Below are 13,670 nucleotides of genomic sequence, written 5' to 3'. Positions count from 1 at the left end.
CTTACCTGAGCCGCTGCCGCACATTCTGACAACATTCTCGCCCTTCCCTTTCCCCTGAGCGGATTACACTTACGGCTTAGCCACCGTAAGGAGAGTTCGTATGTCCAGTGTCACCTTATCCGGTCGCGGCACGCTCGGCGATCGCCAGGTTTATCGGTTGGGTTATGGCGCGATGCAGCTGGCCGGCCCCGGCGTCTTCGGCCCGCCGAAAGATCCCGAGGAGGCGGTGCGCGTCCTGCAGGCTGCCGTCGAGGCCGGGGTAAACCATATCGATACCTCTGATTTTTACGGTCCGCATGTGACCAATCAATTGATCCGCAAAGCGCTCCATCCCTATCCTGACGACCTGTGTATTGTCACCAAGGTTAGCGCCCGCCGCGACGAGAAGGGCAACTGGCTGCCGGCCATGTCGCCTGCCGAACTGACCCAGGCCGTCGAGGATAATTTGCGTAACCTGGGGCTCGACGTGCTGGAGGTGGTGAACCTGCGCAGTATGCTCAGCCCTCACGGCCCGGTGGAAGGCTCGCTGGAGGCGCCGCTCACTACCCTGCTGGAGCTCAAAGCGCGGGGATTGATCCGCCATATCGGCCTCAGCAACGTGACGGCAAAACAGGTCGCGGATGCGCAGAAAATGACGCCCATCGTCTGCGTGCAAAACCTCTATAACATTGCCCATCGCGCCGACGACGCGCTGGTCGATGCGCTCGCCGCGCAGCACATCGCGTGGGTGCCCTTCTTCCCGTTGGGTGGTTTTACGCCACTCCAGGCGCAAGAGCTGAACGAGGTCGCGGCCTCGCTTGAGGCGACGCCGATGCAGGTCGCCCTGGCCTGGCTGCTTCAGCGTTCACCGAATATTCTGCTGATCCCCGGCACGTCATCCCGCACGCATCTGGCGGAAAATATTGCCGCCGCGCAGCTGGTCCTGCCGGCAGACGCCCTGCGCATCCTCGATAATATCGCCACCCGCGCACGCCCCTGACCCATGGGGAGAAATGGGGGGAACGACAGCTATCCTTAATATTTGCCTGGAAAAACCTCAACACTGCTGGCACTATAGATCTTACAAATGGGGTGTGATCGACGATCGTTTTCTCATTATCCCCGTTAATCAAACTACTGTTTTTATCCTTCGACCGGTCTCCAGCATGGAGGCCGTTGTCGTTTTTGTCATGACCAAAATTTGAAACTCTTGATTACAGGAAACACAATATCGAATTCCAAGTTTATACATATCAATCTGGCTGCAAAGATAGTCAATAACATCAAACGCTCATAAAAACATCTGATTAACCCAATCAGAATGTTGCTATTGCTATAAGAAAAATCAAACGCCTCACGACAACTATTTACAAGGGAAGCACATGACAGAGGGAACGATAAAGACCAGTAAGTATGAAATTATTGCTATTTTCAGAGAGGAGTTGCGCAAACGTACTGAAATTGAAATATTTTTTAACAACACGAGTATCGTAACCCAACTGACACGTGTGGATTTTGCCGAGTTCCATATTCAGACTCACCGCAAAATCCCGCCGGGGCATAAAATTCGCTTTCTCCTGCATAGTGATTCAGGGAAAATAGAGTTTAATGCACCCCTGACAAAACATGACAATAGCGGTGTGGATAAAGGTATCCGCTACGCCTTTTCTTTGCCTGAATGTCTGCAGGTCGTACAGCGCCGCCGCGATCCCCGTTTTCGTTTACGCCACGAACATGATTTTTATTGCCGCGGTCGCCATAAAAATGGCGAAAACTATCTTTTCGACATCAAAGACATTTCAGATGGCGGTTGCGCATTGATGACCAGGACGCCGAACCTGAAATTTCTCAGCCATAACGCCTTACTGAAAAATGCTGTACTGATGCTCGCGGAATATGGTGAGATCACCATTGACCTGGTGGTAAAGAATGTCATTGTTATCACCCTTGATGACGCCAATGAAGAGAGTGAAAGCTACTATCAGATATCCTGCCAGTTTAAGTTCCGCCATCTCGATGACCAGCGCAGAATAGAGAAGATACTGCTGGACCTGATCTTAGAAGCCAAGCGCAAAAAGAGAATCTGATACCCTTGGACAGTATATTGCTGTACACCAATGATAATCTCATTGGTCACTCAATCTATCACTACCTTATTGATAGCCATGAAAATATCACCCGTCTTGGTTATGGCGACGTTATCCATGAGAAACATCTACCACTGGCTCAGACGGTTATTTTCAATTTAATTAATAAGGATATTTCTGCCATCAGAATCGTCGACCTGCTGAACGCGCTTCGCCTTTCTCTGCAGCGCTGCCAACAGCCGGTACTGGTGGTGAAAAGCGACATTGTCGCCCTGTGCAGAGAGTTGATAACTATTGATAATGCCATGATTATTAGCGAAAAATCTCCATTATCTCTTTTTTCCTCTATCGTCAAGCGCGCAGAGGGCGCCAGCGAACTGCCACCGCGAAGGTTGCGCAAACAGCTGTCGCCACGAGAGTGCCAGATCCTCGAACTGCTGATTGCCAACAATAATAACAAGCGTATTGCCGCCCTGCTCGGCATTGCCCATAAAACGGTTCACAGCCATCGTATCCATATCATGCAAAAGCTGGGCATTGATAATTCCCGCGCCATGAACCAGCGTATTGCCGCACTCCATCAATGTTAAATTATGCTCCAGTAAATCAATAGCGGATAAAGCGTACTTATTCGCTGTTGATTTACATTTCCTGCCATTCCCATTAACCATCAGGTAGCCTATAATTAGTGTATCCTCTGCCTATTGTCTGACTAACCTCGTGATGAGGGATAATGAACACTAAAATAACCGAAGACAACATTTTATCTCGTAATGATATCGCTGTACGCTACGTCTTTCAGAAAATGTTTTCCCCACAAGGTACCTTAGTCGCGGTTGAATGCCTGAGCCGCTTCGATAATCTTACCGTCTCTCCTGAGTATTTTTTTCGTCATGCTACCGCGGCGGTTCGTGAGCGTATTTTTCTCGAGCAACTGGCATTGATTGAAAAACATAAAGATTGGTTTTTACGCAACAACATTTCCGCCACCATTAACGTCGATGACCATATCCTGAATCTGCTGCGTCAGAAGGAAATAAAAGATAAAATTGCCGTACTCGCCTGCGTCCATTTCGAAGTGACCGAAAACGCTGAGAATCTTCTCAATAATTCCCTGGCCGCCTGGCAAAACCCGCAAGATACCTCGCTGTGGCTCGATGACTTCGGCTCAGGCTATGCGGGGATTAACGCCATCAGAGGGTATCATTTTGACTATGTCAAAATTGATAAAGATTTTTTCTGGCATCTGATGCGCAAAGAGTCAGGCCGCCAGTTAATGGATGCCCTGGTGACCTTTTTATCCCGCAATCATCACAACGTGATTATTGAGGGGGTGGAAAGCGAAGACCATAAAAAATGGTTGCAGGGAATGGAATGGTTTGCCATTCAGGGCCATTACTGGCAAGAAGTCAGTATTGAACAACTGGTTGCTGACGATATTACCCGATAAAAAAAAGCCGGGGATTCTCCGGCTTTTTTGCATTGCTTAATTATAAACTAATTCCCACGTTGCCCAACTGGTAATCGGCCCACTGGTGGCGCTTTTTGGCGTTGGCGAAACGTAGCCCACGTAATAGGTGAACAGCCCACCGCTGACCGCGTTTTCCTGCAAATGCACCTGATTTTGCTGCGGGTCCGCCGGGACAATTTTATTACTTTTATCCAGCGTATTATTATCATTGGTCGACAGCGCCAGATAAATATTCTGCGCCCCATCTGGCAAGGTATTGGCCAGATAGCCCGCATTCTCATTCCCGACCGCCGTCAGTAAAAAACCGTCAATCCAGCGAACGCTGACCCGTCGCACTTCGTCCTGCGAGGCGGCCCCACCGTCATGGCGCAACTGACAGTTTGACAGCGCCAGGGTAAATGGCTGCGGCTTCATAAACGCCCCGGCCCCGCGATCGTGCACTTCCGCCAGGCTGACCGGCGCCAGCCAGACGTTGCCATTGCCGGCATGCTGACCGCCATTCAGCGCGACGCTGCAGGAAATATCCGTCACCCGCCCGGCAAATTCGACCCGTCCGCGGTCATAATTGGTCTCGAAACCCCACGCCGAGGGGGCGGCGAGGCTGCCGCAGAATAGCAGCCACGCGATAGTGTGTTTCGGCAATCCCTTCATTCCCCCTCCCGTATTAATCGTACGTCAGGTTAAAGATCATATGCGACTCCACCTCGCCGGTGCTGGTCGTCGGGCCATACTGATAAAAGCGCGCGTGCAGCGGGATGGTGATGTAGCGGATCTCCTGATTATTCAAGCGGCCAACGGTGTATTTCTTATTAAACTGCAGCGGCGATCCATCCTTCAGTACCTGAATACCGACGCCTTTTGCCATACCGCTACCGGCCTTTTCATTGAGCAACGCGCCCATAGTCGCCGTCGTGCTGGTAGCCAACGTTCCGGAAAACGAGGTGCTGATGTTGGCATACCCGGTTTCGCTCAGGCCGCCGCTGCACTGCAGATCGATATTAAAATCTTTCCCGCCCGCGGTAGTGCCCACCCCTTTCAGGTCACTGCGCCGGATGGAGCCCACATCGACATTCATATTCTTCCCGCTCATCACCGTACAGGAGGGCGAAACCACGGTGATGGCGTTGGCGCTCAGATAGGTTTCGAGGATCGGGTTGCCGCCGCTCTCCCAGTCATAGGAGGTGTATTTTCCCGTCGCCAGGGTGCCGCTGCCGGTGGTTGCCGCAGTTTTGATTATCTCCAGGGTAAAGCGCGATCCCTCCAGCGAATAGTTGGTGGTACTCGATACCCGAGACGAAAAGACGTCGGGATAGACGATATTGACCGTCGCGCCGCCGCGGCTGAAACGCATGCCGATACCCGGCACGTTGGTGGAATAGATTTTATTCCCGAGGTCCGTGGCCCCTGGCGCAACAATCTTCGCCGCGAAGCGGTTGGTGCCGGAGGTACAGCGATAGCTCGCGCCGCCGGGGGCGCTCATCGTCCAGTCGCGGGTGAGGATCACCGACCCCACCGGCAGATCCGGAGGCACCACCACCCTGCCCACCACCATGTCCAGCATCACCGTTGGCGAAGAAAGGCGCGTACAGACGGCCCAGGAGGAGGTGGTTCCCAGCGCCATTAAGACGATAAAAAGCGTTAGTAATTTCCTCAGCGACATACGCTATCCTTTGTTGTTTGCGGTCCCAGATCCACCGAACACTGCCCGCCGCTCCACTTCACAATCGCGCGTTTGGCATTCGCATCGCTGATAAACATCATGCTGCCCTGGCCGACAACGCCGATCTCCTTACCATCAGGAGAGAAAATACTCGCCGCAAACGGCAGCGGCTCATGGTTCGCCTGGCGCACCTGCAGCGTGAGGTTGTTCTGCACCGTGGTGCCGAACGCCACCTTAACCACGCTGCCTTCCCACGGCACAACCTGCGCCACGGTGCGATCGAAGGCGACATCGTCAAGGCTACCTTTCGGGTCGATCTCGACGGCGTTAATCCGGTACGGGCGCAGATACGGCAGGATGGCGTAACCATTGCTGTCCACACGGGTGCCCGGCGACCCCGGGAGCATGGCGCCGGCAGCGTCTTTGGCTTCAATCAGCGCCATCGTCGAGCCGCTTTCGGGCGAGAGCACCACGCCGCCGCTATGGGCGATCATCGTCCCGCTGGCGCCCAGGCCGCTCTGGCGATAGCCTTCGCCCTGGCTGTAGCTGCCGTTGAGCGTGGTCCATGGCGTACGGTAGCTGCCGTTGAGCGCCACGTCGTGCTGGCCGCCGGTGGCCGTGGTGGTCGACACGCCGTAGTTAAGGTTGTTTTCACTGTCCAGCGAACCGTTGATACCAATCTGCGAGCTGGCAAAGCGCGAGTTGTTGAACGAGGTGTTCGACGTCAGGTTGGCGGTGCGGTTATCGCCAAACCACAGCGGGTAGCTGAAGTTAAGTGAAATGCGATCGTCGCGGCGATGACCGGAGCTGTCTGGCGTGTAAACGCGCTGCGCGCTCGCCGACCAGGAGAGACGACCAAATGAGTTGTTGTAGCTGACCTGATACTGCTTCTCGGTCCCGGAGCGGTTCCAGTAGTCGGAGACGCGACCGCTCAGATAAAACCCGCCCCAGCCGTCCGGCAGGTTCTGGTTCACGGTGAAGGTCATGCCGTTTTTCTGCCGCCACAGGGTGTAGTTGCTGCGGCTGTTTTTTTCCTGATCGACGGCATACAGCGCGTCGTTGAGGTTGTAATAACCTTTCGTCGAGTAGCGATACGCCGCCAGCACGATGCTGGTCTGGGTATCGGTAAACATGCGGTTAAAGGTGGCGCGATAGCTCTGCCCCGAATCATCATGGGTATCACTCTTCAGCCGCGAATGGGTCACGTCAAAGGAGAGCGCGCCGATGCCGGTGTTCATCCCGGTCCCCACCAGGAAGGCCTGATAGTCGTCGAAACCCGTGACCCCGGTATAGCCGGTCAGCAGGTTGTTGATACCGTGCTGCCAGGTGGCCTGATAGAGCATCGGCTTGTTACGCAGAGAACTGTCGTCCACTTTACCGGCGGAGAGCGCGTAGCGGGTCATTCCCGGGCGCAACAGCTGGGCGACGGAAGCGTAAGGCACGCTAAACACTTCCACCGAGCCATCCGCCTCTTTCACCGAGACCTCAAGGTCGCTGCCATAGCCGGAAGGATAGACATCCTGCAGGGTAAACGGCCCGGGCGGAACGGTGGTCTGATAGATAATGTTGCTGCCCTGGCGCACGGTGACGAGGGCGTTGCTCTGCGCCACGCCGCGAATTTCCGGGGCATACGAGCGCATGCCATCCGGGAACATATTGTCATCGGTGGAAAGGTTGACCCCACGCAGACCGATGGTGTCGAAAAATTCACCATTGGTAAAAATCTGACCGCCGCTGACGATGGAGTTGAGCTGCGGAATGGGGCGCTGGAGATAGGTCTGGTTGCTGTTCCAGTGCGCTTTACCCTGCTGCTGTTGCCAGTTCAGGTTGCCGATGTGCTTCAGCAGCCAGCCGTCCCACGACAGGCCGGCGTTGACGCCAAGATAGGCGCTGCTGTTATCCGAGCCGCCGACCGAAGAGGTGTGGCTGTTCCAGGCGTTGGCCATCCAGCCCAGATTGAGCGCAGTAATGCCTTTGTCCCAGAACTCCGGGCTGACATAGTTTTTCAGACGTTGATCTTCATAGATCTGCGGCACCGAAATGTTCAACCGCAGGGAGGACTGGACCAGGTTGTCTTTGACGTTTTCTTCGTTACGCCAGGATTTGAGGCTACCACAGTACCCCTCCTGTTCGCTGAGCTTTGGGTTAAGCTTTTCCGCCGCGATGCCGTACTGCGTCAGCATCGCTTTGGTGTAGCAAACGCCAAGGTTACCGTCTTTGTCGCGCGCGATGCGCAGGTCGTAGCGCCCTTTCCACTCGTCGTTGGTGTAGACGTCAAGGGAGTAAGTGCCTTCGGTAATCGCGCTGGTCGAAAAGCGAGACAGATCGACCTTCTCGCGGCTACCGACAATAAAGCCGTCGTTAAATTGATATACCGTTCCCGGGTTTTCCTGTCCGCTGGAAAATGGCGGAAAGCAGCACAGCGCGATGGCTATCGCGGTGCTTAATCTTCCCGGGCAGAATGACCTCTGCTTCATTAGATTTTCCCTTATTTAACGGCCACTTTCACTGCGACATCGGCGCCATAGTCATTAATGTTGTTAACGGTCAGGGTTTCGCCGCGGTTGACGGCGGAGGAGAGTGCTACCGTCTGGCTGGACTGCGGCGCCAGCATCACGGTTTTGCTGTTCAGGGCTTTACCGCCGTCGCGGGAAATACGGCTGACGGTAATGTAGAACGGTGTCGGGTTATTGATGGCGAGACTGCTGCCGTTGGCAGTCAGCGTCAGCTTCTCGGCCGCCGCATCGCGGTTGCCCAGTCCGGCAGGGCGGTAAATAAATTTAAAGCGGGAACGGATCGCCAGCTGCAGCACGTTCTGGCCTTCATTTTTCTGATTGGCCACTACCGGTGGAATTTCCAGCAGATTCAACCACCACAGTGTCTCTTTATCTTTCGCCAGACCGGCGCTGCTGCCGAGCTTAATACGCAGCGTCTGGCCACTTTTGGCGTCAACGCGCGAGATCGGCGGGGTGATAATAAACGGGGTGGTAATGGTATCCGGTGTGGCATCGGCATCGCCATTATCCAGCCAGGCCTGCGCCAGTGCCGGACGGTCGGCGTTATTTGAAAGCTGTACCGTTATTTCTTTTTCATTTCCTGGATAAATAAAGCGGGTACCGTTAACAATAATGTTGTTGGCATGGGCCGCAAAACTAAAAATGAAACAGAAAAAAAGGGCAATACGCTTCATGCTGACCTCAGAATAAAAATACAAGCGGCGGACATCGCCGCTTTATTATTGTTATTAACTGCCCCGGAGCGGGGCAGTTTTATTTTCTGGCGGAATTACTGATAGGTAATTTCGTAAGTCGCGTAGCTGTTGACCACACCGGTAGTTACTGTGGTCGGTGCGCTGGTCGCATAACCAACGTAGTAGGTGAAGCGCGCGCCATCGGCTACAGCAGCAGCATCGCCTTTTGCTTTCGGCTGAGTGCTGTCACCCGGGATGATTTTGTTGGTCAGCGCGGTGGCGTTGTCAGTAGACAGCACCAGCTGGATGTTCTGGGCACCGGAAGCTTCGGTGTTCGCCAGGTAACCCTGCTGTTTGCTGGTTGCGCCAGCCAGCAGGTTACCGCCGGTCCAGTTCACGCCCAGTTTGGTTACGTCATCCTGTTTGGTGCCGTCAGCAGCCTGGCAGTTAGAGACGTCAATGGTGAAAGATTTCGGTTTCAGATAAGTATCCGCTGCTGCCGCTTTAACTTCAGTCAGGGTTACCGGAGACAGGTAAACGTTCGCATCGCTGCCCTGGCCGTTAACAGAAACAGTACAGGATACATCGGTAACTTTACCGAAGAAATTAACCTGGCCGCCGCCAACATTGGTATCAGCTGCATGGGCAGCAGTCATGCCAAAAAACGCGGTTGCCATTGCTGCAGAGAGAAGAACCTTTTTCATTGCCATTTCCTTGTCAGAGTGAATTACGAATCAATGAGCACACTGTGAATTCGCATAGAACCAGAAACATCAGGCGATGCTGATTTATGCCACTGCTAATAGAATCTTCGACTGACCGGGAGCCGCAATATTTAAGGCGTCAGGTAACGAACTTAAAAATATCAGTTCGCTGGTGCTATCGGCGTCAAAGAATGCTATTTATTCGCCGACAAATATACATTTGTTCACGTTTCATTAAGTTATATAACAGATAACCATCAACTATTAATAAACAGTCATTGATAGATGAAAACGAGAGGGTGGTTGTTTACAGCGCAGCAAGCCTAACGCCAGTGCGAGAGAAAGTGACCGCAACAGCATGCAGAAAAAGCCCTCGGAAGGCCATCGCGATAAGTCTGAATCTGCCTTTGCGGTGGTGAAAACAGCACCAAACCATTCATACAACGAATGATGAAAGCATGAATGAGGCGCATTCCTCTCCCTGAACAAGGGCAGCCCATGTGATATCCCCTTCCAGAAACAAATCATTAATCCATTGTTTTTAAATTAAAAAATCGATAAACGATCATATTTCCGCCATCAAACCGCCATAAAAATGTGATCTAAATCGCACTTTTTGCAACGCACGTTATAGTTAGCAGACTTATTATAAGTCCATCGAAAGCAAACACGCTTTCCACCATAAAAGTTAAAAGGACAAACACCATGAAAAACGTAAAATTACTCGCCGCTGCCGGTATGCTCTCCCTGGTTTCTTTTGCTAGCTTCGCGCATCCGGTGAGCGTGACTGCCGACACCCTGGACAGCGCAGAAGCGAAAATCGCGACCATTGCGAAAGAACAAGGCGCTTCCTACCACATCACCGAAGCGTACACCGGCAACCAGGTCCATATGACCGCCGAGCTGTCTAAATAAGCGAATGGTTGCAGAGGGAGCTGCCGGACAGGCCGCCTGCGGGTGGCTGGTCTGGCTCCCGCCGCCCCCCCCGCACGCAGCAATGTCGAGCCCCGTTATGGGGCTTTTTTCGTTTTTGCTCCCGCCGCCTGGCGCGCCAGCGCGCGCTGGATAGACAGCACGCTCGCCAGCACCACGATCAACCCCACCAGCGCCATCCCCTGGATCTTTTGTCCAAGGAAAATCCATCCCAGCACCACGGCGGTCACCGGGCTCAGCAGACTCATCGCCGACACCGCCACCGGCGAGAGGCGACCAATCCCCCGGAACCACAGGCCATAGGCCAGCATGGCGCCCGCGACGCACAGCCACAGATAGCCTGCGACCTGCAGCGCTGTCACCTGATGCAGAGGGGGGTCAACGATCAGCGCCACCGGGGCCAGCACCACTCCCCCAATCGCCAGCTGCCAGCCGGTCAACGCGACAATCGGCAAGGAGAGCGCCCAGCGGCGGGAGAGCCAGGTGCCCAGCGCCATACTGATCGCGCCGAGAAACGCCGCGCCGATCCCCAGCGGGTCGAGGACGGTGTGCGGCGACAGCAGCAGCATGGCCATACCGAGTATACCGGCGATGGCGGAGAACACCGCCAGCCAGGGCGAGCGCTGCCGATCAACGCACCAGGCGAGGAGCATCACCAGCAGCGGCTGGATCGCGCCAATCACCGCCGCCAGTCCACCGGGTAAGCGATAGGCAGCGATAAACAGCAGCGCCTGGAAAGCGCCGATATTTAAAATGCCGGTAACGATAAGCTTTGCCCACTCGCCGCGCTGCGGGAAACGACGGCTCCAGATCAGCAGGGCGATGCCTGCCGGCAACACCCTCAGCAGCGCAGCGATAAATGGCCGATCGGGAGGAAGGAACTGGGAGGTGACGATATAGGTCGTCCCCCAGATAGCGGGTGCCAGCGCGGTGAGCAGTAAGTCGATCATCAGACTACGTGAGAGAAAAGCCATGATTTTATCTTCACTTCAAGCTAAATTGGTGACTGAAGTATGTACCGACAAGTATCTTGATATCAAGACAAGTGAGCACTGATGGACAAATCACCCGCGATCGACGCCGTGGATCGCATTCTCGCCCAGTGGCAGCGGGAGCGACCGGATCTGGACTGCAGCCCAATGGGACCGATAGGCCGCCTGAAACGATGCGCCATGCTGCTGGAGCCGCAGGTGGAAGTGGCCTTTACGCGCCACGATCTGGTGCGCTGGGAGTTTGATATGCTGGCGACGCTGCGCCGCGCCGGCCCCCCTTTCACTCTTTCGCCGACCCAGCTCTTCTCCACGCTGATGATCACCTCCGGCACCATGACTCATCGCCTGAAGGCGCTGGAGAAACGCGGATTTATTACCCGCCTGCCGAACCCGGAGGATGCCCGCAGTATGCTGGTCGCCCTGACTCCTGTCGGGCGTGAGCGGATCGATGAGGCGGTGGAAACGCATGTCGATAATGAACGGCAGCTGCTGGCAGGACTCAGTGACAGCGAACGCCTGCAACTGGATCAGGCGCTGCGGGTATTGATGCACCTGCTGGAAAGTCGTTAACAGCCGGCGGCGATAAAGTCGCCGTTGGCGCTGATCGGCACCACGGTGAAAAACAACCCGGCGGCAAAGAGGATCAGCGCCAGCCCGCCGAGGATCTTCACCAGCGGCACCAGCCAGGGCCGCGGACGACTCCCCACCGTCAGCCTGTTGGCCATACGGTGACGGGCATAGTGCACCGTCAGTGACAGACCGAGGATCGAAAGTCCGGTGCCCAGCGCCATGGTCATCACCGCGGCGATGCCCCAGCTGACAATCCCCAGCGCGTTGGCGAACAGCAAGATCATGATTGCCCCGCTGCAGGGGCGGGCGCCGATGGCCAGCACCACGCCAAGGCGTGTTTTCCAATCGGCGCCGTGCAGGTTGTGCCCCACGCCGTGGTGCCCGCAGCCGCACGAGGCATCATGCTGATGCGCCGGCGTCATGGCGCGAATCACTCTCTTGCCCGGCCCCAGGTTCTGCAGCGCGCGAAAGATAATGTAAATTCCAAAGGCGCCGATGGTCAGGGCGCTGATCTTCTCAACGTACCAGCGGCTGGCGCTGAGATCGCCGGCGGCCAGATTCAGTCCTACCGCGAGAATAAAGACAAAGAGGATGGCGCTGACGCCCTGCAACAGGCTGCCGAGAAAGGGCACCACCCGCGCCGCCATCAGGCTCTCCGGGTTGGTGCTCAGGTAAGTCGTGACGATAAACTTGCCGTGACCCGGCCCGATGGCGTGCAGCACGCCGTAGAGAAAGGCGCCCACTAACAGCCAGACGCCGCCGCTGTACTGGTGATTATTCAGCAGTAAAAGATACATCACCAGATAGCGATGTAAGGTTATTTGGGTGGCGAGGCACCACTGGAGAAAATCGCCCCAGTGGCTGTGCAACATGATGCCGGCCACCAGCAGAAGGAGCCCGCCGCTCCCGGCCGCCAGCAGGCGCCAGTCGCGCTGCGCAATCGGAGTATTCATCATTATGCCATTGCGTAAAGAGTTTATCTCACCGGGCGGCGAACCGTTTGCCTGCCCTGTCGGCCAGGGGAAGCGGTATGCCCCCTGACAGATAGAGATAACATTAGCCTGGGCTGGCGTCGACAGGCAAAGCGGGGTTAGTTATTGTTGACCACGATGATGACCCGGCTTTTCATCTCCCCGGTACGTATATTCTCGCCATACTTCATTGGCTTGATATTAAGGGTAATTGGGTTTTTGCCGTGCACGGCTTCCTGAGGCGTTTCGTACAGGTAGCCATTGTCATACTGGATATCCGCCCCGCTGGCATCCTGAATATGGAACCCGACCTCACCGGCGCCGGTGGCAGATAATTCCTCATCGTTGGCTAACACCTGGCCGTTTTTCAGTCCCGATGCGCTCCTGAACGAGTACTCAATCTTGCCCGGCGTCAGTTCCAGTACACCGGACTCTCCCTGGCGGCAGTCGATATAGATCACCTCCGGGCGGTACGCTACGGTTCCCTGTTTAATATCGATGAAATTATATTCACCCATGTTGATTTCCGTCGTCGGATTCTCAAAACCACAGGTCATCACGTTGATTTGCAAAATGATATGATAAATATAGGTAATGGGGATATCGGTGCACTCTTTATCCTTATTCTGACAATATCTTAGATTGAGTTTATAACTTACCGTAAAGGGCTGACCGGGGGTGATCACCGGCCTGCCTGCGACCTCTCCCTTACTAATGGCATAGCTAATCGAGGCGGTATCATTAAAAATGTCAGACAATTTATAGTGAATTTTTTCGGTCAAATCGGTGCCGGAAATATTATGCGGCGACAGGTCGAATTTAATTTTATATTTTTCGTGGCCCACCAGGAAATTATACTCGGTGCTGTGCTGCGCTTCTCCTGTCAGGGTAATCACGACGTTCTGTAATGACTGACAAACAAACAGCCAGTCATCATTGGTAAAGGTGCCTTCGCGTAACGCCAGAGTACCGGAGAGGGTGACGGGTTTGAAAATATAGGTACCGTACCCCTCAATCCCTTTCTGGATATGACTGGTGTTCAGGTCGCAGTTCCCCGCCCAGGCGCCAAAGGTACTGAAGGTGAATAGCAGAAACAGTAGCCATCTCATCGTA

Annotated in this window: 14 protein-coding genes; 6 read left to right on the top strand and 8 right to left on the bottom strand. The window is 54.6% G+C overall.

Translation table 11 applies throughout. The features are described from left to right. Nucleotides 1-100 precede the first annotated feature (100 nt). From R0140_RS04185 to R0140_RS04170, 4 genes are all read left to right on the top strand, one after another. Entirely contained in the window at nt 101-979 is an 879-nt protein-coding gene (locus tag R0140_RS04185; protein WP_012967270.1) for an aldo/keto reductase family oxidoreductase, read from the top strand. A gap of 382 nt (nt 980-1,361) precedes the next feature. Further along, entirely contained in the window at nt 1,362-2,066 is a 705-nt protein-coding gene (gene mrkH / locus R0140_RS04180; RefSeq protein ID WP_008806362.1) for a transcriptional activator MrkH, read from the top strand. Between the two features lie 17 nt (nt 2,067-2,083). Then, nucleotides 2,084-2,656, top strand: a complete 573-nt coding sequence (locus R0140_RS04175) for a transcriptional regulator MrkI (RefSeq protein ID WP_022064922.1) — start codon at nt 2,084-2,086, stop codon at nt 2,654-2,656. A gap of 143 nt (nt 2,657-2,799) precedes the next feature. Next, a complete protein-coding gene (locus R0140_RS04170) occupies nt 2,800-3,516 on the top strand; it encodes a cyclic-di-GMP phosphodiesterase MrkJ (RefSeq protein WP_032740977.1) in 717 nt (238 codons plus the stop codon). 36 nt (nt 3,517-3,552) lie between these two features. Here R0140_RS04170 and mrkF read toward each other — a convergent pair whose 3' ends face one another. The 5 genes from mrkF to mrkA form a co-directional block, all read right to left on the bottom strand. Beyond that, nucleotides 3,553-4,188, bottom strand: coding sequence for a type 3 fimbria minor subunit MrkF (gene mrkF / locus R0140_RS04165; protein WP_012540633.1), 636 nt, complete (start codon nt 4,186-4,188; stop codon nt 3,553-3,555). A gap of 13 nt (nt 4,189-4,201) precedes the next feature. Then, on the bottom strand, nt 4,202-5,197 hold the full coding sequence (mrkD, locus tag R0140_RS04160) for a type 3 fimbria adhesin subunit MrkD (RefSeq protein WP_032733785.1): 996 nt from the start codon (nt 5,195-5,197) through the stop codon (nt 4,202-4,204). Next, nucleotides 5,188-7,674 carry a type 3 fimbria usher protein MrkC gene (mrkC, locus tag R0140_RS04155; RefSeq protein WP_008806367.1) on the bottom strand — a complete coding sequence of 829 codons (2,487 nt, stop codon included), beginning with the start codon at nt 7,672-7,674 and terminating at the stop codon, nt 5,188-5,190. Before mrkC ends, mrkD begins: the two co-directional genes overlap by 10 nt. An 11-nt stretch (nt 7,675-7,685) precedes the next feature. Next, nucleotides 7,686-8,387 carry a type 3 fimbria chaperone MrkB gene (mrkB, locus tag R0140_RS04150; protein WP_012967265.1) on the bottom strand — a complete coding sequence of 234 codons (702 nt, stop codon included), beginning with the start codon at nt 8,385-8,387 and terminating at the stop codon, nt 7,686-7,688. Between the two features lie 95 nt (nt 8,388-8,482). Continuing rightward, entirely contained in the window at nt 8,483-9,091 is a 609-nt protein-coding gene (gene mrkA, locus R0140_RS04145) for a type 3 fimbria major subunit MrkA (protein ID WP_008806369.1), read from the bottom strand. A 705-nt stretch (nt 9,092-9,796) separates the two neighbouring features. Between mrkA and R0140_RS04140 the strand changes: the two genes are divergently transcribed. After that, on the top strand, nt 9,797-10,006 hold the full coding sequence (locus R0140_RS04140) for a YdgH/BhsA/McbA family protein (RefSeq protein WP_002916131.1): 210 nt from the start codon (nt 9,797-9,799) through the stop codon (nt 10,004-10,006). A 95-nt stretch (nt 10,007-10,101) separates the two neighbouring features. On the opposite strand, the gene R0140_RS04135 is transcribed toward R0140_RS04140, so the two are convergent. After that, on the bottom strand, nt 10,102-10,998 hold the full coding sequence (locus tag R0140_RS04135) for an EamA family transporter (RefSeq protein WP_012540631.1): 897 nt from the start codon (nt 10,996-10,998) through the stop codon (nt 10,102-10,104). A gap of 81 nt (nt 10,999-11,079) precedes the next feature. On the opposite strand from R0140_RS04135, the gene R0140_RS04130 reads away from it, so the two are divergent. Next, nucleotides 11,080-11,586 (top strand): MarR family winged helix-turn-helix transcriptional regulator, encoded by a 507-nt coding sequence (locus R0140_RS04130; protein WP_012540630.1) that lies wholly within the window; start codon nt 11,080-11,082, stop codon nt 11,584-11,586. On the opposite strand, the gene R0140_RS04125 is transcribed toward R0140_RS04130, so the two are convergent. Continuing rightward, nucleotides 11,583-12,539: a nickel/cobalt transporter gene (locus tag R0140_RS04125; protein WP_032731217.1), complete on the bottom strand. Its 957-nt coding sequence runs from the start codon at nt 12,537-12,539 to the stop codon at nt 11,583-11,585. The genes R0140_RS04130 and R0140_RS04125 overlap by 4 nt on opposite strands. Nucleotides 12,540-12,676: 137 nt before the next feature. Further along, nucleotides 12,677-13,666, bottom strand: coding sequence for a fimbrial protein (locus R0140_RS04120; RefSeq protein ID WP_012967263.1), 990 nt, complete (start codon nt 13,664-13,666; stop codon nt 12,677-12,679). Nucleotides 13,667-13,670 lie beyond the last annotated feature (4 nt).

The sequence above is a fragment of the Klebsiella sp. w6 genome (assembly GCF_033100215.1).
Classification (GTDB): Bacteria; Pseudomonadota; Gammaproteobacteria; order Enterobacterales; family Enterobacteriaceae; genus Klebsiella; species Klebsiella variicola.
Note: the sequence above shows the minus strand (reverse complement) of the source record. Positions and strands in the feature narration are given on the sequence as shown.

Bases quoted from the DNA above. Each gene is read 5' to 3' on its own strand.
- R0140_RS04185 (WP_012967270.1), top strand. From the start codon at position 101: ATGTCCAGTGTCACCTTATCCGGTCGCGGCACGCTCGGCGATCGCCAG.
- mrkH (WP_008806362.1), top strand. From the start codon at position 1,362: ATGACAGAGGGAACGATAAAGACCAGTAAGTATGAAATTATTGCTATT.
- R0140_RS04170 (WP_032740977.1), top strand. From the start codon at position 2,800: ATGAACACTAAAATAACCGAAGACAACATTTTATCTCGTAATGATATC.
- mrkF (WP_012540633.1), bottom strand. From the start codon at position 4,188: ATGAAGGGATTGCCGAAACACACTATCGCGTGGCTGCTATTCTGCGGC.
- mrkD (WP_032733785.1), bottom strand. From the start codon at position 5,197: ATGTCGCTGAGGAAATTACTAACGCTTTTTATCGTCTTAATGGCGCTG.
- mrkC (WP_008806367.1), bottom strand. From the start codon at position 7,674: ATGAAGCAGAGGTCATTCTGCCCGGGAAGATTAAGCACCGCGATAGCC.
- mrkB (WP_012967265.1), bottom strand. From the start codon at position 8,387: ATGAAGCGTATTGCCCTTTTTTTCTGTTTCATTTTTAGTTTTGCGGCC.
- mrkA (WP_008806369.1), bottom strand. From the start codon at position 9,091: ATGAAAAAGGTTCTTCTCTCTGCAGCAATGGCAACCGCGTTTTTTGGC.
- R0140_RS04140 (WP_002916131.1), top strand. From the start codon at position 9,797: ATGAAAAACGTAAAATTACTCGCCGCTGCCGGTATGCTCTCCCTGGTT.
- R0140_RS04135 (WP_012540631.1), bottom strand. From the start codon at position 10,998: ATGGCTTTTCTCTCACGTAGTCTGATGATCGACTTACTGCTCACCGCG.
- R0140_RS04130 (WP_012540630.1), top strand. From the start codon at position 11,080: ATGGACAAATCACCCGCGATCGACGCCGTGGATCGCATTCTCGCCCAG.
- R0140_RS04125 (WP_032731217.1), bottom strand. From the start codon at position 12,539: ATGAATACTCCGATTGCGCAGCGCGACTGGCGCCTGCTGGCGGCCGGG.
- R0140_RS04120 (WP_012967263.1), bottom strand. From the start codon at position 13,666: ATGAGATGGCTACTGTTTCTGCTATTCACCTTCAGTACCTTTGGCGCC.